Source organism: Chamaesiphon sp. (assembly GCF_041737865.1).
Classification (GTDB): Bacteria; Cyanobacteriota; Cyanobacteriia; order Cyanobacteriales; family Chamaesiphonaceae; genus Chamaesiphon.
In genome coordinates, this window is record NZ_JBGSQZ010000256.1 from 1 (window position 1) to 16396 (window position 16396).

Annotated in this window: 19 protein-coding genes; 6 read left to right on the plus strand and 13 right to left on the minus strand. The window is 45.7% G+C overall.

Going from position 1 to position 16396, the window contains the following annotated elements; genetic code table 11:
- Nucleotides 1–64: 64 nt before the first annotated feature.
- Nucleotides 65–877, plus strand: a complete 813-nt coding sequence (locus tag ACEW9J_RS19160; protein ID WP_373546693.1) for a HaeII family restriction endonuclease — start codon at nucleotides 65–67, stop codon at nucleotides 875–877.
- Between the two features lie 137 nt (nucleotides 878–1014).
- Here the strand turns inward: ACEW9J_RS19160 and ACEW9J_RS19165 are convergent, their stop codons facing one another.
- The 6 genes from ACEW9J_RS19165 to ACEW9J_RS19190 form a co-directional block, all read right to left on the minus strand.
- Nucleotides 1015–1263 carry a hypothetical protein gene (locus ACEW9J_RS19165; protein ID WP_373546694.1) on the minus strand — a complete coding sequence of 83 codons (249 nt, stop codon included), beginning with the start codon at nucleotides 1261–1263 and terminating at the stop codon, nucleotides 1015–1017.
- 78 nt (nucleotides 1264–1341) lie between these two features.
- Entirely contained in the window at nucleotides 1342–1608 is a 267-nt protein-coding gene (locus tag ACEW9J_RS19170; RefSeq protein WP_373546695.1) for a hypothetical protein, read from the minus strand.
- A gap of 99 nt (nucleotides 1609–1707) precedes the next feature.
- Entirely contained in the window at nucleotides 1708–2958 is a 1251-nt protein-coding gene (locus ACEW9J_RS19175; protein ID WP_373546696.1) for an aspartate aminotransferase family protein, read from the minus strand.
- Nucleotides 2959–3369: 411 nt separating this feature from the next.
- The gene (locus ACEW9J_RS19180; protein WP_373546697.1) at nucleotides 3370–3999 is read right to left on the minus strand and encodes a Uma2 family endonuclease; all 630 of its coding nucleotides are present in this window, start codon (nucleotides 3997–3999) and stop codon (nucleotides 3370–3372) included.
- An 80-nt stretch (nucleotides 4000–4079) separates the two neighbouring features.
- Nucleotides 4080–4778, minus strand: a complete 699-nt coding sequence (locus ACEW9J_RS19185; protein ID WP_373546698.1) for an esterase/lipase family protein — start codon at nucleotides 4776–4778, stop codon at nucleotides 4080–4082.
- Between the two features lie 169 nt (nucleotides 4779–4947).
- Nucleotides 4948–6132, minus strand: coding sequence for a photosynthetic/respiratory NAD(P)H-quinone oxidoreductase subunit H (locus tag ACEW9J_RS19190; protein WP_373546699.1), 1185 nt, complete (start codon nucleotides 6130–6132; stop codon nucleotides 4948–4950).
- 290 nt (nucleotides 6133–6422) lie between these two features.
- Between ACEW9J_RS19190 and ACEW9J_RS19195 the strand changes: the two genes are divergently transcribed.
- Entirely contained in the window at nucleotides 6423–7166 is a 744-nt protein-coding gene (locus ACEW9J_RS19195; RefSeq protein WP_373546700.1) for an HAD family hydrolase, read from the plus strand.
- 255 nt (nucleotides 7167–7421) lie between these two features.
- Here ACEW9J_RS19195 and ACEW9J_RS19200 read toward each other — a convergent pair whose 3' ends face one another.
- From ACEW9J_RS19200 to ACEW9J_RS19230, 7 genes are all read right to left on the minus strand, one after another.
- The gene (locus tag ACEW9J_RS19200) at nucleotides 7422–7616 is read right to left on the minus strand and encodes a DUF2949 domain-containing protein (protein ID WP_373546701.1); all 195 of its coding nucleotides are present in this window, start codon (nucleotides 7614–7616) and stop codon (nucleotides 7422–7424) included.
- Between the two features lie 476 nt (nucleotides 7617–8092).
- On the minus strand, nucleotides 8093–8641 hold the full coding sequence (locus ACEW9J_RS19205; protein ID WP_373546702.1) for a DUF192 domain-containing protein: 549 nt from the start codon (nucleotides 8639–8641) through the stop codon (nucleotides 8093–8095).
- 82 nt (nucleotides 8642–8723) lie between these two features.
- On the minus strand, nucleotides 8724–9401 hold the full coding sequence (nblR, locus tag ACEW9J_RS19210; RefSeq protein ID WP_373546703.1) for a response regulator transcription factor NblR: 678 nt from the start codon (nucleotides 9399–9401) through the stop codon (nucleotides 8724–8726).
- Between the two features lie 85 nt (nucleotides 9402–9486).
- The gene (locus tag ACEW9J_RS19215; protein ID WP_373546704.1) at nucleotides 9487–10404 is read right to left on the minus strand and encodes an NAD(+) kinase; all 918 of its coding nucleotides are present in this window, start codon (nucleotides 10402–10404) and stop codon (nucleotides 9487–9489) included.
- Between the two features lie 218 nt (nucleotides 10405–10622).
- Nucleotides 10623–11609, minus strand: coding sequence for an SDR family oxidoreductase (locus tag ACEW9J_RS19220; protein ID WP_373546705.1), 987 nt, complete (start codon nucleotides 11607–11609; stop codon nucleotides 10623–10625).
- A gap of 126 nt (nucleotides 11610–11735) precedes the next feature.
- Nucleotides 11736–11843 (minus strand): PetM family cytochrome b6-f complex subunit 7, encoded by a 108-nt coding sequence (locus tag ACEW9J_RS19225; protein ID WP_309736810.1) that lies wholly within the window; start codon nucleotides 11841–11843, stop codon nucleotides 11736–11738.
- A gap of 22 nt (nucleotides 11844–11865) precedes the next feature.
- Complete coding sequence (locus ACEW9J_RS19230; protein ID WP_373546706.1) at nucleotides 11866–12054, minus strand: hypothetical protein; 189 nt, start codon at nucleotides 12052–12054, stop codon at nucleotides 11866–11868.
- Between the two features lie 37 nt (nucleotides 12055–12091).
- On the opposite strand from ACEW9J_RS19230, the gene ACEW9J_RS19235 reads away from it, so the two are divergent.
- From ACEW9J_RS19235 to pheS, 4 genes are all read left to right on the plus strand, one after another.
- Nucleotides 12092–12673 carry a GNAT family N-acetyltransferase gene (locus tag ACEW9J_RS19235; RefSeq protein WP_373546707.1) on the plus strand — a complete coding sequence of 194 codons (582 nt, stop codon included), beginning with the start codon at nucleotides 12092–12094 and terminating at the stop codon, nucleotides 12671–12673.
- On the plus strand, nucleotides 12660–13703 hold the full coding sequence (pdxA, locus tag ACEW9J_RS19240) for a 4-hydroxythreonine-4-phosphate dehydrogenase PdxA (RefSeq protein WP_373546708.1): 1044 nt from the start codon (nucleotides 12660–12662) through the stop codon (nucleotides 13701–13703). Before ACEW9J_RS19235 ends, pdxA begins: the two co-directional genes overlap by 14 nt.
- Before the next feature lie 276 nt (nucleotides 13704–13979).
- Complete coding sequence (locus ACEW9J_RS19245) at nucleotides 13980–14759, plus strand: Uma2 family endonuclease (protein ID WP_373546709.1); 780 nt, start codon at nucleotides 13980–13982, stop codon at nucleotides 14757–14759.
- Between the two features lie 294 nt (nucleotides 14760–15053).
- Nucleotides 15054–16046: a phenylalanine--tRNA ligase subunit alpha gene (gene pheS / locus ACEW9J_RS19250; protein ID WP_373546710.1), complete on the plus strand. Its 993-nt coding sequence runs from the start codon at nucleotides 15054–15056 to the stop codon at nucleotides 16044–16046.
- Nucleotides 16047–16396 lie beyond the last annotated feature (350 nt).

Here is a 16396-nt window from a genome sequence, read left to right on the forward strand (position 1 = left end):
TGACGTTGAAAGGCTCAAAACCCTTGCACTCGATCGCTTGAATCTGGCGATCGAGTGAGAATATTTGCAACAAAACCATTTTTTAGCAAGGAGTTCAGTCTTTAGAACAGCATCAGGGACTAATTCAGCAAGCCCTATTTACCGCCGATTTGCCGAACGCTTTACTCAACTGTCCTCTGCATTACAATATTGCGATCGCCACGAGCTAGAGGAATTTGAAATTCAAGACTTTATCGATCTGTTTTGGAATGAGCCAGGATTAAGGAGAAGTATCGACAAGGTTTATGAGATTGTAGTTTATGCTTTATTTTCGGTGTTGGTTGAGGCTTTAGAAGTTACGATTACGATCGGCATTAATGAAGAAAAAGTGAGATTGCTAGAAGAGTTTGCTGATTTTGCCGAAATGGTTATTGGACTTACTCCAGATAATTACTTATTAAATTTACCAGCTAAGATTTATCGAGTTGGTGTAACAAATGCTGCGGATCGTGGATTGGATATGTATGCTAATTTTGGGATGGCAATCCAAATTAAGCACCTATCTTTAACTCCCGAATTAGCCGAAAATATTGTCGGTTCAGTTACCGCAGACAGAATTGTGATTGTCTGCCGAGACAGCGAACAATCATTAATCATTTCATTGCTCAATCAAATTGGCTGGAAAGCTAAAATTCAGAGTATTATTACTGAAAGCAATCTCAAGGGATGGTACGAGAAAGCTTTGCGCGGCTCATTCGGGGTAGATATTGGCGATCGTATATTGCTAACATTGAAAGAGCAAATTATTGCTGAATTTCCTGCTTCTGACAATAAAGACTTTACTGAGTTTTATGAAAGTCGGAATTATAACTTGCTAACAGACGATCTTTGGATTTGAGCAGATATAAGTTCGATCGACTATTAGTAGATATCTTTAACAAAGAGAAATTACTTGGAGCGGAACTGGTTTACTGACTCAAATCACAGTTTAGATCGACAATTCCGTGCATCATAAAATTACAGCAGTCGCACTAGTCAAAAGCGATGAACACCTTTGTACCCAATCCGAAGCAGCCAGATTTGAGCATCTGGGTACCGTACGAGTAATCGATCGGCAGCAATCATCGTATCCTTTGCTAGCTCAAAGGCTCCTGTCTCGATATCAATCGCGACAATTTTACCATGATTCCCATCTTCAACTTGAGGACGGATCTGAGTTTCGTAAATTTCATTCCCTCGTCGTGCAAATTCTTCTTTACTGTAGCGAAGCTCTCCAATTGTCATCTGGTTGACCTCTTTTCAACTACGGATAATAACAATTATACGTCAATTTTTCTGACCATCACTGTTACATCCACGCCTTTATATCGAACGGTTTCGATCTATTTCTAGACAAGCCTCATCTTTTCGCAAAGCCCGAATTCTCTCTCCTCCAGGAAATTTCATCAAGATATCAAACTCACTATTTGGCATTCTTAGATCGATAGGAATCAAACCTACAGGTATCCGTGCTGGTAAAAATATTCCATGTCCTGGAGCTAAAATTACTGTAATCTCACCACTATTTAAACAGCCTAAAACTCTAGCATGACTGCGAGTATAGTAATTATGGAGTTCCGATCTAAACATTTTGCTCTAAAATTTATGAGTCGGGTAGATCTTCTTTTTACAGTCGATCGATCCGACCTATTTGTTTGAATTAGAGTGGGAATTACCCACTCTAATTTACTACATTGCTGCCAAAACCCGATCGAGTATACTTACAGCTCGATCGATCTCCGCTGCTGAAACAATTAATGGTGGTACGAATCGGACAACTTTCACACCCGCAGGAACTAATAATAAACCTAATTCCATCGCTGCTTTAACCAGATCGATCGCATTAATTTTACTCTCAGCTTGCAACTCCAAACCATTAATTAAACCCCAACCCCGAACTTCGGAGATATCGGGATATTTGGCGGCTAACTGTTGTAAGCCAGCTCGTAATTGTGCGCCGCGTGCTTGGACATTGGCGAGGATATTTTCCCGTTCCAATGTTTGACAGACAGCTAGAGCCACCGCACACACAAATGGATTACCGCCATAGGTACTCGCATGATCTCCAGGCTGGAACACATTACAAGATTCCTTGCACAGCGTCGCGCCAATGGGAATCCCACCGCCTAAACCCTTCGCACTCGTGAAAATATCCGGCTCGATTCCTAATTGCTCATACCCCCAATATTTCCCCGAACGTCCCATTCCTACTTGTACCTCGTCGAGGATTAGTAAGATCCCCTTCTCATCACAGAGTTTCCGCACTTGTTGGAAATACGCGATTTGCCCAGGATTCACCCCGCCTTCACCTTGCAACGGTTCGAGCATAATTGCGGCTACCCGTCCATCTAACTCGGCAACTGTTGACTCGATCGCGGCAAAATCATTGTAGGGTACATACTGGAACCCAGGAATCAATGGCGCGAAATTCTTGTGATACTTAGGCTGTCCGGTAGCTGTCACCGTCGCCAACGTCCGTCCGTGAAAACTAGCCTGTGCAGTCAAAATTATCGGCTCGGCAATGCCCAAGACCGTGTGAGCGTATTTCCGTGCTAATTTGATCGCCCCCTCATTAGCTTCTGCCCCAGAATTACAGAAGAATACTCGATCGGCACAAGAATGGTCAACCAACCACTTCGCCAACTCACCCTGCACGGGCACATAATAGAGGTTGGACACATGAGTCAGTGTATTAATCTGCGCCATCACCGCTTCGATTACCGCCGGATGTGCATGTCCCAGCGTACAAGTAGCAATCCCCGCCACAAAGTCCAGATAAGCCTTACCCTCTGTATCCCAGACAGTACAACCCTCGCCCTTAATCAAGGCTAGATTGAACCGTCCATAAGTCGTCATTACATGACTATTAAACTCATCCTGACTAAAAGCCGACAACAATTCAGGATGAATCTTCGGCGCAACCACGGTATCTAAACTCATCAAAATACTCCTAAATATTCATTAAATAACAATACTAACGCTAGAAATCATTCTGCGTTCGATCTTTTGCTACGATCTGCACGCCGATGCCAAATTAAATTAACGTCTTCGGCTGCGGCGAGAAATTGAAGCTACGAGTTGGGATAGATCGATCTGTGACTCTCGCCGAGTAGAGCCATTCAGGTTGAGGGTGTAGCGACACCGATCTAGTAAACTGTGCATTTTTTAAAAACCAGCTAGACGTAATTTGTGCTGGATCGTACGACTGTTATAACATTAACCACTCGATTCCGCAAAGCATATTCGCTCCCAAGAGCCTATCCTTTGGAGATATTGCACCAACGAGCGAGACTCCACAAGATTTGATGGTGTGGCTCGTGTATTTACCAGACAATCGATCCAAACTCGCTCTCAGCGATTTGCTTGAATCCATTTCCGCAAAATTTTCACCGCCTGATTTACACCATCTGTTTGGCAATCTGTCAGGAATTCGACTACTCGCTCGGGTGCTAAAATTGGGAACGTGGAAGATCTATCGACGATCGCATATTTACCCGATTGTAGCTGGTAGAAGATTAAGGCTGCTCCATCATATCGCCACACTTCACCAACTCCCAATGTCGCGTACAAAGCAAGTTGATTGAGCGAACTACTAGTAATATCAATTTCTAATGCTAAATCGGGTGGTGGATCTCGATCGAAATCTAACTTAACTTTCCCGCGAACTGCTAGTTCATTAGCTATGTAGTAACAAGAATCTGGTTCTTTCCCAGCTTCGAGATCTTGTCGTTTAATCGTCATCGAGCCAAACAGATTGTAGTCTAGATCCAGTTCTTCTGCCAAAACAACAATCGCTCGATCGATCTGACGATTATAGTTTTCATGTGATGGTAGCGGAGTCATAAATTCCAAATCTCCTCGATGATAACTCAATCGCGCTTTTCCACCATCGCCGATTTCTGTCAAGAGATTTTCGTAGAGATTCCAACTGATGCCTTGCAGAAAGGTTCTCTGTTCACCTGTATCGATCGCGACTAACATTACTTCACCTCTGACTATAGCTCGGTAATTCGACCATTATAGCTGACAAAAAAAGGATTCACCCTCTTAGTTTATCTGTCCTAGAGCAAATATTTAGCCCATCGATCGAGAACTTCCGGTGAACCATACCAAATACCTGGACTCCGAGGTGAATGTTTGACCCCTTCAATCGTAATATTAGTTGCACCTGCTAAATGAGCCGCAGCAATTGCCGTAATCCCATCACCCCAAGTATTTCCCTCCCCACAAGTCTGTTGATAGCTACTATAAGCTAACCATTGACCGAACTTTTTTTCACCATAGATCGACTTACCTGCAACACAGATATATTGTAGATCTGCATACATCGCACCAGGATAATTATCGTTAACAAAATCGAGGTTTTTCTTTGTCCATCGTTCGCCGCTAATGTGAGGAGTTCCCAAAGTAATTAGGTTGGCAACTTTAGATTTAGCATTCCATAGCTTGGTAGATTCATCGACATCGCCATGAATTATATAGGGTATTTCGCCAATATAGATCCGACTAATCCACCCACCTGCTGAATGTCCGATCAAATTAAGTTGTTTAGCTTGGTTATCTGCTAAAGCTGCATTGACAGTTCGATCGAGTTGTCGCAAAATAGGGATCATCGATCGACCGCCGAGTGTCGGTAGCCAATCTCTTTTCCTCAGTGGTACCGTTGTCGTGGGCGTACCAAGTGCGGTTAGAGCTTGCTGAAGTGGTAGATAAACATCCGCACTTTCGAGGTAGCCAGGTAAAATAACTGTAGGTAACATTGAGTTAGTTGAAAGTTGTTCGCGCTATTACAAAGTAAAGTTTAAAAATCGTGCCCTGAGATTATCATTTGCGTATTCTCTGGTTTATTAAGTTTAAAAGCAGAATCGATCGAGCAATCCAAATTAGCTGAGGATTAGTCGATCGATAAACTAGTATAACTGTGCGAACTTAGCGATCGACAGAACCCATAATAATATCTACACTACCCAAAATCGTCACGATATCTGCGACCTTTACCCCGCGTAAGAGGTGCGGTAAAATTGGCAGATTATTAAAGTCAGCAGAACGAATTTTCCACCGCCAAGGGAAGATATTATCTTCACCCATGATAAAGATCCCTAGCTCACCCTTACCACTTTCAATGCGGACGTAATTTTCACCTTTGGGAATCTTAAATGTCGGGGCGACTTTCTTGGTGATGTATTGATAATCCATCCCATCCCACTCGGATTTTGGCCCTGCGGCTAGGCGTTTGGCTTCGAGATTTTCATAAGCACCGCCAGGGAGAGCTGCGATAGCTTGACGGAGAATCTTCACAGACTCCCGCATCTCCCGAATCCGCACGAAATATCGCGCTAGACAGTCACCAGCAGTCTCATAGTGGATATCCCAGTCAAAGTCGTCATAGCACTCATAGCTATCAACCTTGCGTAGATCCCACTTGACGCCAGAACCACGCAACATCGGGCCAGACAACCCCCAATTAATCGCCTCATCGCGGCTAATCGTCCCGACACCTTCGACCCGACGACGGAAGATCGGGTTATTGGTGATTAATTTCTCGTATTCGTCCACTTTTGGGTCGAAGTAATCGCAGAAGTCAATACATTTGTCGATCCAGCCATAGGGTAGATCTACCGCTACTCCGCCGATGCGGAAATAGTTGTTATTGATCATCCGATAGCCAGTAGCTGCTTCCCACAGGTCATAAATCATCTCCCGTTCGCGGAAGATGTAGAAAAAGGGAGTCTGTGCGCCGACATCCGCCATGAATGGGCCGAGCCAGAGCAAATGGTTAGCAATCCGATTGAGTTCCAGCATGATCACGCGGATATGACTCGCACGTTTGGGAACGGGAATATTTGCTAATTTTTCGACAGCATTGACTGTGACCGCTTCATTGAACATCCCTGCTGCGTAGTCCCAACGGCTGACGTAGGGCACATACATGATGTTGGTACGGTTTTCGGCGATTTTTTCCATCCCACGATGGAGATAGCCGATTACGGGTTCGCAATCGACAACATCTTCACCGTCGAGCGTGACAATCAGCCGCATGACCCCGTGCATCGATGGGTGGTGCGGCCCCATGTTCAGCACCATCGGTTCGGTTCTAGTTTCGAGTTGTGCCATAGTCTCTGGTTGCGATCGCGTTTTGAAATGAACTATTACTGATGACCATCACTTGCCACAGATGGCGGAGCATCGATATTTATCGCAGCTTGCTCTTTTATTATTATAATGGTTCGATCCCGATCGGCGTGAGCGGCATGAGACTAACCACTAGACTTCCTGCGAAAGTCAGTAGGGATAATCGATGAATTGTCCCGACTGGCTAGGAATGTCAAAATCCCATTCCAATCTTGTGCGTGATAACATCACTAATACAGTAGATTTGTGCGTGAAGCTAAGAAGGTAATGGGATGGGTGCACTACAAGCATTAATTTTTGATGTCGATGGTACTTTGGCTGATACCGAGCGCGATGGACATCGAGTCGCCTTCAATCAAGCATTTGTAAATGCTGGGCTGGACTGGGATTGGTCGATCGAGTTGTATGGCAAGTTATTGGCTGTCACTGGTGGGAAGGAGCGGATGCGCTTTTATCTAGACACTTATCGTCCCGATGTGCGGATGAACGACCAAACTATTGCTGACCTCCACAAGGCTAAAAATCAATATTACGCTCAATTATTAGAGCAGGGTGGAATTCCGCTCCGTCCTGGAGTCAAGCGGCTGCTAGAGGATGCTAGAGCTGCCAATCTCCGACTGGCGATCTCCACAACTACTACCCCTGAAAATGTCTTTGCTCTATTAGCAAACAATATCGACTCTAACTGGTTTGAAGTCATTGCTGCTGGTGATATCGTCCCCACAAAGAAACCAGCCTCAGATATCTATGACTATGTACTGGAGCAGATGAATTTGCCAGCAGCCGATTGTCTAGCGTTTGAAGATTCTGAGAATGGTCTAATTTCAGCGATCGCTGCTGGCATCATGACGATCGTCACGATCAATGACTACACTCAAAATCATACTTTCGATCGCGCCAAACTAGTATTATCCGATCTCGGCGAACCCGATCGTCCTTGTCAAATCATCCAAGGCGATACTCAAGGCTCAACCTATGTCGATATCCCACTCCTGGCTAGATTAATCGCAGCGTAAATCTGCCAAATATAGCACGAAGAATGGGGGTTTGAGGTCGATCCATTTTTGAAAACCAAGCAAAAAGCTCCTAGTTAAAGTTTGAATTTTAGGCTCTGCTCCCAAAATCTAGCGGGTGGGCAATGCTCACCCTCTGGGCTACGGTTATTCATCCTAAAACTTCCCCGTCTCCCTCGATCTAGCGAAAATCTCCGCAACTATCAACTGCTTGCACTGAGCGTAGCCGAAGTGTCAACTCTCAACGATCGACTAATCCTAAGGAGTTTCCATCCAATCGTAGATCCGATCGAGTTGTTCGATCGTCACTAGTCCGTATTGCCACAGAATCATCGGCAATGGGCCGGGATTGTGTTCTACTTGTTTGAGCGCGATCGCCATCGATGAAGCCGAAATAGCTAAATCATCTTGTAAGAATCGAATTAATTTTGTTAAATGGGTAGATGCGATCATGGCCGTACCTCCGGCTAAATGTTAAAAAAGTATTTATTTAAAGAGAAGGAAATCTGCACCGACTTAATCGTCTGTAATAGAAGACTAACGACGGCAAATATTAATCTAGATCTTCACCAGTATCAATCTAGATTACAGATAAATTCAAATTAAACTTTAATTTAGCGATCTTTTTAATCACCGCTCGATCGAGAAATCACTGTAAAAATGACGGCAGTAACTCCTGTGTCCAGACGAAGGTGATGACTAGTTTAAATTGCTAATTTTTCTGGTAGTATAAATTTCAATTTCAATTCCCAAATGGGGAAATTGAATAGCGGCAGTTACAAATATTTAACTCTGTTAACAGCCGTTTGAAATCCGTATAAACACGGGGTTTTGTTAAAGTTTCGATCGAAATGTCAGTAAATCTTGGTATTCTTATTATTAGAAATGGATTATAACACCGCTATTGACATTTCTAGCTAAAACTCAGCTTATTTAAGCCTTTTGGCTGAGTAATTACGAATTTCTACCCGATCGCCGACCTTCAGACGCAGTTCTGCGGCTCTACCGCTACGCAATTCCACTACCCCATCAATGACAGTATTTGACTCTGGGCCGTAACTCGGACAAGGATCTGCCGTGCAAGGCGGGACTTGCTTGCTGATATATTTAACTACCCCATTCGACACAAACACCATATCTAGTGGGATAAGTGTATTTTTCATCCAAAAGCCAACCGAACGTGGTGGGGAAAAGACAAATAGCATTCCTCGATCGGCGGCTAGCTGCGTCCGATACATTAACCCCGTAGATTGCTCCTCAGAGGTGCGGGCGACCTCTAGTAGGATAGTTTGACCACTAATCGTAACTTGGGCACTTACAGGCAGTTTTTGCCCTCGTGGAGCGATCGGATCTAACACAGACTGTGGTGGTGTTTTTGGTTGAGTTGGTGGTGCGGACTGAACTGGTAAAGAACAGCCGAGCAACAAGATCCCGACTATTCCATAAGCTATTCCAAATTTGAGGTAGTTTTGATTCACTATTTCGATGGGGAACTGGGGGAATTGGGGACTTGGATAGAGTGGATCTGGAGCGAGTGATACTTGATTAAAGTTTTTTGCTCTAGTCGCGAAGTACGTAGCCTACCCCACGGACTGTTTGAATTAGCCGCTTACCGCCATCTTTTTCTAATTTGAGTCGGAGATAGCGGACATATACCTCGATCACATTGGATTCGCCGAGGAAATCATATCCCCAGACATTTTCCAAAATTTGTTCTCTGGTAAGTTCGGTTTCGGGATGAGAGATCAGGTAGCGGAGGAGTTCAAACTCTTTTACTGTTAGTTCGATCGCTTGCTCACCTCGGAAGACGCGGTGAGTGACTAAATCTAAGACGAGATCGCCAAACCGTAATTGTTCCCCCGCGTTGACATTTGAATGTAGATATAGCCCGATCGTGTGCAGAAAATTGGGCGCGTGGTATGGTTTGAGGAAGTAGTCGTCCGCTCCAGATTCTAGACAAATAATCCGATCGGCGATCGAGTCATGCGACATTAATAATAAAATTGGGGCGACACAACCCAGTTCGCGCAGTTGGGGTACTAGTGTCAGTGCTGAGTCTCCAGGTAAAGCTCGATCGATCGCAATCAGTGATGGATGCAGTTTTTTAGCTTGCTCCAATCCCACTCTGGCATTCTCAGCGATCGCCACTTGATAACCAGCCTTGGTAAGATCGAGACTCATTCTCTCAGCCAATGCGGCATCATTTTCTACTAAAATAATCGGGGTATTTTCTGCCATAATCTTGGGTGATTGGGGATCGGAAATAGATATTAAACCCTGAATCGAGGCTGATTTCTGGTCTTAAAAATTCAACTGTCAATTTTCAAGGCAACTCTACCGAAGTTGGTTTCGCGATGTGTGGTAGTCCCCATCCTAGCTTCTCCCGCAAAACCTTGAAGTATTCTGGACGTTGTAGCCTGATAAACTTGGCTGGATAGGGCGATCTGGCGATCTTGACGGTAAATTCGGGGAGGATATAACAGCCACCATTGCCATCTACTACCATTACTAGTCGATTGGGGTTGGCTGAGTTGACAGTTACGGGTTCGGTGTCGGAGAAGACAAGCGCGCGCGAGGCTAGGGAATGAGGGCAAATGGGTACTAGTTGGAGTGCATCTACCCCAGGCGCGACAACGGGACCACCAGCACTGAGCGAATAGGCAGTAGAACCTGTGGGAGTGGACAAAATCACGCCATCAGCGGCAATATCTACAGGTGCGTGTCTCCCAACTGTGACTTCAAAGTGGCACATGCTCGTGAGTGGTTCGCGATGAATCACCATTTCATTGAGACACAATGCTTCCCATAATAGTCGATCGCCTTCCCAGACTTGGACTGTCAACATCGCCCGATTTTCAACTTGATAATCACCAGCAATCGCTCTTTCGATCGCTTCTGGCAACTGGTTGATATAGGTTTCCGTCAGAAAACCCATGTGTCCGGTATTTACCGTCAGCAGGGGAATCCCGCACGGCGCAACCTGCCGAAACGCGGCTAAAACCGTCCCATCTCCACCCAAGACGATCGCAAAATCTACGTCCGCATCAAATCCAGGGGGGCATAGAGAATCAATCGGGCGATAAGTAATCGGTCGATCGTCGTGACAATAACCCAATATGCCACCTTTGGCTGCGGCGGCACAAACTTCCCAGCCCAAGGCTGTTAACTTGTCATTGATTTCTTGGGCAATCCGACAAGCAACTGGTTTACCCTCATTGTAAATAATGCCTACTTTTGGCACGGATGCAGTCCTACTTCAAATTTTCTCAGGGTACAACTTTCTAATCGATCGATCGGATTTGATGCTCTAGGCAATCCCATTGGCACAACCCTTGGAAGATGAGAACCCAGCGCGATCGAACATTAGATTACCAGATATTCTCATAATTATCGCATACTCGCCGCATCGAATTAGTTCTGTTTGGGGTGGGTATGCCAGACAACATCTCACCCCAAGCTCTAATACATCATTTTTTTCTTTTTCTGTTTTGCTGATTGGGCTTCTTTTTGCTTGTTCTTCTCGTAGTCTAATTCCTTGAGCTTGCGGAGAATCCGACTGAAGTATTCTTGCAAGTAAGCATCTACTGTGCCGATTTCCTTCGGCTCGATCCCAAAGACCTGATATACTTCGTCCATGCCTGCGGTGAGTGGTTTCCCAGTCGCCAATACTTCAGTAAAGGCTAATCTGTCGGCAGCATTCCAACTCCACTCAAAAAAGCGAAATGTTTGGCGGATCGCCCGAATCACCCCAATTGGTAAAGTGGTGACTTTGGCATCTTTACCCGACTGACGTTCGCACAGACTAATAATTTCTTTCCCAGTCCAAGCGCGGCTCCCAGCAATCGGAAAGCTCCGGTTGCCTGTTTCTGGTACAGACAAGGCGCGAATCGCAAATTTAGCGATGTCTTGGGTATCCATATAGGCAATCGGTGAAGAATCACCTGTTAACCACACGGGCTGCCCTTCTAAAATCGGAATCGCAAATTGACTAACCAACCCTTGCATAAATCCGCAAGGACGGAGAATTGTGTAATTTAGTCCAGATTCCTTCAAAAATAGTTCGGCACATCTTTTGATTTCCATCAGCGGTACATCAGGATAGTCTTCCGCTCCCAGAATCGAGAAATAGATAAACCGATCGATCTTAGCTGTGACAGCAGCTTGAATCAGATTAACAGTGCCGTTCCAATCAACTCGCTCGAAACTGGATATATCCGCTGCCCGTGCGGTTGCAGCGTCAATTACTGCCGTCACACCTTCTAATGCAGGTGCCAGAGTACTAGGAGTGCAGATATTACCAACCACCAACTCGGCTCCCCACTCTTTGAGAAAAGTCGCCTTGCGCGGATTTCTCACCAGACAGCGAACTTTGTAGCCTTCATCCAAAGCGCGTCGTGCGATCTGTCTACCCAGGGTACCTGTGGCACTAACAATTAATAATGTCATTTATAAAGAATAATTAAAGACGATTAAAGCTATTTTTTAAAATATTAGCAGAAAACTCTCATGTTTGTTAACAAAAATTTACAAGGGCAGGGGAGCCAATCTTATCGCCGACACCCCACACTAAAATTATTCTTCTTCTGGGCCTTGAATTTTGAGAAACAGGAATCCCAAGCTCAGACCCACTAGAATCAAGCTTGAAGATAAAATTGCCGCATTAAAAATTTCGCCAGCCATGACTGAAGTGCTCCTTAAATAATTAAATGATAAATTTATGGTGCCCAAAACTATGGGGATTGTCTAGTGTATCGTAACAGTTATCGGGAGTAGGCGATCGGTACCGCTCGTCAGCGATTGGCAATACTTTCAAATGATTGAGTAGAATTCCCCCCTCTGCTTTGCTGCGGTGGATAGACAAGTCTGTTTGACGCTGCGGAGATCTTTCCACCACCCTAGTCCCCGATACGGGGAGGGAGCGAGTATCTATGTTTTATTATCGATTGAGCGATCGACACGAGCTGCGCTTGCTTCAGACTGCTGATGCTCAAGAGCTGTTTGCACTGACAAATGTAAATCGTACTCATCTCCGCCAATGGCTACCGTGGCTGGACTCGATAAACGATGTTGCCAATACGCGCAATTTTATCGAATCTATGCTCGAACAGTTTACCGATCGCCAGGGCTTTGTTGCCGCTATTTGTTACAATCGCAGTATTGTTGGCACGATCGGGTTTAACCGGATCGATCGGCACAATCGGCTCGGTTATATTGGTTATTGGTTGGTACCATCTCATCAAGGTCAAGGAATTATGACGGCTTCCTGTCGCAGCCTCATCAATTATGCCTTCACGATCCTTAACCTCAATCGAGTGGTAATTACCTGCGCTACTGAAAATGAGCGCAGCCGCGCTATTCCCCTGAGACTAGGTTTTACGCATGAAGGTATCGCTCGTGATGCAGAATGGCTCTACGATCGATACGTAGACCACGATCTCTATGCTCTTCTTCGTCGCGACTGGCCCGATCTCAGCTTGAAGCACCAGATGTTAAATCATGAGCAAACCTAGACTAGTTATTGCATTAGGCGATCCGGCAGGGATTGGGACAGAAGTTGTGCTCAAAGCTCTGGGCGATCGAGCTTTAGCAGATTACGATCTTACCCTAGTCGCTAATGTAGAATTATTAATCGATCGTTATCAGCATTTACGCCAGCAAATCCCCGCCGCAATTGAGTTGGCAAATCCGGCTGACTTAAATATTATCGATGTGCCACTTACCCAAGCAATTCGCGACGGCGTAAAAGTCGGACAGGGTAATGCGGCGAGTGGTGCGGCGAGTTTTGAATACCTGGAGCTGGCGATCGATCGAACACTTGCGGGTGAGTTTGAAGCGATCGTCACTGCACCCATCGCTAAATCGGCTTGGTTAGCAGCGGGACATCATTTTCCAGGTCAAACGGAATTACTCGCGTTCAAGGCGAATCTAGACCGCTTTGGGATGCTATTTGTGGGTGTTTCTCCCCACACTGGTTGGACATTACGGACGCTGCTGGCGACGACACATATTCCGCTGACTCAAGTTTCCCAAGCTCTGACTCCAGCATTACTCAGCCTCAAATTGGGGTTATTGGTTGAGTGTTTGCAGGTAGATTTTGGACTACAATCGGGGACGATCGCGATTGCTGGATTAAATCCCCACAGCGGTGAAGGGGGACAATTAGGGTGTGAAGAAGTAGATTGGTTGGCTAGTTGGTTGGAGACTGAGCGGAGTATTTATCCACAGTACAAATTGCTCGGACTATTACCGCCAGATACAATGTGGGTGAAGCCCGGGCAAGCATGGTTTGGGACTCATCCCGATCCACAAGCCGCAGATGCTTATCTGGCTCTCTATCACGATCAGGGTTTGATTCCTGTCAAATTGATGGCATTCGATCGAGCGATCAATACGACAATTGGTTTACCATTTGTGCGGACTTCCCCCGATCATGGTACTGCATTTGATATTGCCAGATTGGGGATTGCTGACGCTAGAAGTATGATAGAAGCAATTAAACTTGCGGCGAAATTAGTAAATTCTCGATCGGGTGTGGTGTAAAGATCGATAACAATGCCTACGATTGAAATCGTGGCTAGTGTAGATCCGAGGGTACCCACAAGGGGCACCCCTACAAACAACTTGTAGGGGTGCCCCTCGTGGGTACCCATAGGTTATCGCAGCAATAGTATCTACGCATTGGTGCAAAATGTGAGTCTAACCACTTTGAGTATAGGTAGCAACTTGGGTTATTTAGTCGGGGAATTCGATCGCAGAATCAAACCAAACCGAGCGTCGAACAGGATAAAATCAAACTAGATAAACGAGGCAGCAGCCATGATTGCTCAACTCAGCACAGCTAGAATCAACCATGAATTAGTCGTGACTTGGGAACCGTTGCCCAAGGATTTTCAATTGGAGGACGATCCGGTGGACAATGATGGACAACCGCTGCTCGCCGGAGCATTACGCGAAAGCTTGGAACTAAATGGATTTATTCAGCCGCAGATGCTGATCCTCTCCAACTTTGGACTATGTGCAACCATCGACGAAAAAATTGTGGTGAAAGCCCCCGATTGGTTGTATGTAGCCGCAGCCAACCCGATCGAATCTACTAGGAGAAGCTATACACCCCACGCTGAAGGCGATCTACCCACGCTCGTGATGGAATTTATCTCCGATGTGGATGGCAGCGAATACTCAGTCAAACGCACCTTTCCCCCTGGCAAATGGTTTTTTTACGAGCAAATTCTCCGAGTACCGATTTACGCTATTTTTGAACCCGAAGGTGGGTTATTAGAGTTTTATCAACTCCAAAATGATCGCTATGAATTGGTGCTACCCGATGCCGATGGACGACAATGGATCGCCGAAATGAACTTATTTCTAGGTACATGGCGGGGTAGTAAAGAGGGGCGTTCGGGTTATTGGTTGCGATGGTGGGATGAGTCGGGAACGATGCTCCCGTGGGCTGTAGAGCAGATCGAACAGGAGCGTCAACGCGCCGAGCAAGAACGCCAACGTGCCGAGCAAGAGCATCAGCGTGCCGAGCAACTGGTAGCTTATTTGAGATCGCAAGGCATCGATCCAGACAATTTGCCATCTAGTACCGATTAGCTAACATTGGCGATTTGGACTTAAAATGTGTACTGCATTTTCGTCATCCTCCCTGCCCAGCCAAGCAATAGACGATCCACTATTCACTATTCACCATCTACCATCCACTGACTACCCTAGATCTCTAATTTGAGACTGAGAAGGGATAATGTCATCAAGGCTCGATCGGGAGGAGCCGCGCGATCGGTTAAAATCTAGATTGGTGAACAGTTGTCGATTCTCCACAAGAGAGGCTCCGCCAAAGGACTGGTGCCAAATAACTGTTAATTGTAAAAATCTGGCACGGCGATACTCATGAGCGATCTCGAACAACAACTAGCGACACTCCAAGCGACAGCACTAGAGGCGATCTCTCAAACTCAAACATTAGAAGCCTTGGAGCAACTACGAGTCGATTATCTCGGCAAAAAAGGTGAAGTGTCGAAGATCTTGGGCGGGATGGGAAAACTACCTGCCCAAGAACGTCCCGCGATTGGGGCGGCGGCAAATGTGGTGAAGGATGCGATTCAGGCACAACTCGATCGATCGAAAACCGATCTCCAAGCTGCTCAAATTCAAGCGCAATTAGCCGCAGAAACCCTCGATGTGACAATGCCAGGTGGGTATCGTTCGCAGGGACGGATTCACCCGATCAATGCGACGATCGATCGGATGATTGATATTTTTGTTGGTATGGGCTACACCGTCGCCACAGGGCCAGAAATGGAGACGGATTACTACAACTTCGAGGCTCTGAATACCCCACCAGATCATCCCGCGCGGGACATGCAGGATACCTTCTATCTACCCGATGGAAATCTCCTCCGTACCCACACTTCTTCGGTACAAATCCATTATATGGAGGAGAACGAACCGCCGATGCGGATTATTTCCCCCGGACGCTGTTATCGCCGAGATACTGTCGATGCGACACACTCAGCCGTATTTCATCAAATTGAAATCCTCGCGATCGCACCCGATCTGACATTTACCGATCTCAAAGGTACCATCAAAGAATTCTTGACTCAAGCGTTTGGGATGGAGTTACCGATTCGGTTCCGCGCTAGTTATTTCCCCTTCACCGAACCTTCTGCCGAAGTCGATGTGCAATGGCAAGGTAGATGGTTAGAAATTATGGGTTGTGGCATGGTAGATCCAAATGTACTTACCAAAGTCGGTCACGATCCAGAAGTATACAGTGGATTTGCCGCTGGCTTTGGGGTAGAACGTCTCGCAATGGTGCTACATCAGATCGACGACATTCGCAAGCTATATGGCAGTGACTTGCGCTTTCTGCGTCAATTTTAGTCGCGTAACTTTACCCCACCCCAGCCCTCCCCTTATCAAGGGGAGGGAGCCAGAATCCACATTATCAATTATCAACTATCAACTATCAACTATCAATTAATTACCTTGTTGGTTGCACACATCGATCGGTACAATCATTAGAAATGGTGCCGCCAGCAAAAACGACTACAGATTCTGCTGGGGGTGGTTCTGCACAGACTCTAAGTGCTATAGACCAATCCTAAATATAATCTGTGGACAAAAAAGATAGCAAAACTGTAAAATAGTATTTTATCTAATATGCCAAACCCACTGCAATATATTGAAAAGCATCCAGATCGAGCCAAGGAAATTATAGGTATTGAGTATGA

Bases quoted from the DNA above. Each gene is read 5' to 3' on its own strand.
- ACEW9J_RS19200 (WP_373546701.1), bottom strand. From the start codon at position 7,616: ATGATCGCATCTACCCATTTAACAAAATTAATTCGATTCTTACAAGAT.
- ACEW9J_RS19225 (WP_309736810.1), bottom strand. From the start codon at position 11,843: ATGGCTGGCGAAATTTTTAATGCGGCAATTTTATCTTCAAGCTTGATT.
- ACEW9J_RS19195 (WP_373546700.1), top strand. From the start codon at position 6,423: ATGGGTGCACTACAAGCATTAATTTTTGATGTCGATGGTACTTTGGCT.
- ACEW9J_RS19245 (WP_373546709.1), top strand. From the start codon at position 13,980: ATGATTGCTCAACTCAGCACAGCTAGAATCAACCATGAATTAGTCGTG.
- ACEW9J_RS19175 (WP_373546696.1), bottom strand. From the start codon at position 2,958: ATGAGTTTAGATACCGTGGTTGCGCCGAAGATTCATCCTGAATTGTTG.
- ACEW9J_RS19185 (WP_373546698.1), bottom strand. From the start codon at position 4,778: ATGTTACCTACAGTTATTTTACCTGGCTACCTCGAAAGTGCGGATGTT.
- ACEW9J_RS19235 (WP_373546707.1), top strand. From the start codon at position 12,092: ATGTTTTATTATCGATTGAGCGATCGACACGAGCTGCGCTTGCTTCAG.
- pheS (WP_373546710.1), top strand. From the start codon at position 15,054: ATGAGCGATCTCGAACAACAACTAGCGACACTCCAAGCGACAGCACTA.
- ACEW9J_RS19220 (WP_373546705.1), bottom strand. From the start codon at position 11,609: ATGACATTATTAATTGTTAGTGCCACAGGTACCCTGGGTAGACAGATC.
- ACEW9J_RS19180 (WP_373546697.1), bottom strand. From the start codon at position 3,999: ATGTTAGTCGCGATCGATACAGGTGAACAGAGAACCTTTCTGCAAGGC.
- nblR (WP_373546703.1), bottom strand. From the start codon at position 9,401: ATGGCAGAAAATACCCCGATTATTTTAGTAGAAAATGATGCCGCATTG.
- pdxA (WP_373546708.1), top strand. From the start codon at position 12,660: ATGAGCAAACCTAGACTAGTTATTGCATTAGGCGATCCGGCAGGGATT.
- ACEW9J_RS19170 (WP_373546695.1), bottom strand. From the start codon at position 1,608: ATGTTTAGATCGGAACTCCATAATTACTATACTCGCAGTCATGCTAGA.
- ACEW9J_RS19190 (WP_373546699.1), bottom strand. From the start codon at position 6,132: ATGGCACAACTCGAAACTAGAACCGAACCGATGGTGCTGAACATGGGG.
- ACEW9J_RS19165 (WP_373546694.1), bottom strand. From the start codon at position 1,263: ATGACAATTGGAGAGCTTCGCTACAGTAAAGAAGAATTTGCACGACGA.